General features: G+C 61.6%; 2 protein-coding genes. Both read right to left on the reverse strand.

Annotated elements, in window-relative coordinates:
* Positions 1-85 precede the first annotated feature (85 nt).
* Entirely contained in the window at positions 86-211 is a 126-nt protein-coding gene (locus ACIQU6_RS44990; protein ID WP_403488564.1) for a hypothetical protein, read from the reverse strand.
* 173 nt (positions 212-384) lie between these two features.
* Complete coding sequence (locus tag ACIQU6_RS44995; protein WP_403488566.1) at positions 385-921, reverse strand: EF-hand domain-containing protein; 537 nt, start codon at positions 919-921, stop codon at positions 385-387.
* Positions 922-1,255 lie beyond the last annotated feature (334 nt).

Here is a 1,255-nt window from a genome sequence, read left to right on the forward strand (position 1 = left end):
GACAACATCGCCGACGCCAACGATCACTACCGGTCACAGCCCCACCACGCGACCCAACTGCTCGATCTCACCCGGTGAGAACACATCACCCCTGGGCGCACAGCACCAGCAGAGGCAGGCGGTCCAACACCTCGGCGAGCGCAAGCAACCGCTCCGGGTCCTCAGCCACATCGGCTGGGACGTGATCGCGGTGGTCGGCAAGGGCAGACATCAGGGAAGATGGCATACGGCGCGGCCTCGGTTGTGATCAACGGCGTGAGAACCTTGATCACCCGAGGCCGCTCCTCGTCCCGCCAGGTACACAAGGCACCCAACTCGACTGATCCTCCACAAAAGTGACGTCTCGCCAGTCGAGAACGCTCACGCCCTGGGGGGCCGGTTGCGCTACCCGATTCCGAAGAAGATCCCTCCCGGAGTGAGGATGTCGGGGGTGTGGAAGAACTCACGGGCTGAGCGGAGGCAGTCTTGGCGGGTGATGTAGCCGTCACCGTCAGTGTCGAGCAGCATGAACTGCTCAATGATTTCAGGTGAGGTGACTTCCAGGAACTTCAGGAGGCGTACAAGTTCCTCCTCGCCGAGGATGTGGCTTTCCTTGGTGGCCACGACGTCGAACACCGCCTGTGGGATTCCCTCGACCAGGTTGAACCTGCTGGTGTCCACGCTGGCCAAACGGTTGGCGATCACGAACTCGTCTTTCAGGAGGAGCGAAGAGGCGTTGCCGGTGTGGCGGAGCAACTCGCACCAGTACATCTGGTAGGCGGCACGGAGCGCCTGGAACCGGCGGTCGTGCTTGTCGGGCTTGTAGCCGGTGGCGATGCGGTCGAGAAGACGCTGGTAGTCCGCCCAATCGATGCTGCCGTCATGGTTGGCGTCGACGGCGTCGAAGAGTCTGTCGAGCTTGAGTGTGATCGGGTCAGTCATCCCACTTTCCTTTCGGATAGGCAGATCATGGAGCTTCTTCGATTCGGCCACTGATCGGGCGACGGGTGCCCAGGATGGTGGGGTTGGCAGTCCGCCGGTTCTACTGGCTTGGCCTCCGCGATCACGGCATTAGCCGCGAGGGTGGCGACTGAAGAAACCCATGGAACGTGTTTCCTGATTCATGTGTCATATTGCGCTACCAGTCCGGACCGTGCATCCGGAGGAAGGCCATCGTCACTCCAGGGGTGATGTGTTCTCACCGGGTGAGATCGAGCAGTTGGGTCGCGTGGTGGGGCTGTGACCGGTAGTGATCGTTGGCGTCGGCGATGTTGTC

The organism is Streptomyces sp. NPDC090442 (assembly GCF_044769405.1).
In the GTDB taxonomy this organism is placed as follows: domain Bacteria; phylum Actinomycetota; class Actinomycetes; order Streptomycetales; family Streptomycetaceae; genus Streptomyces.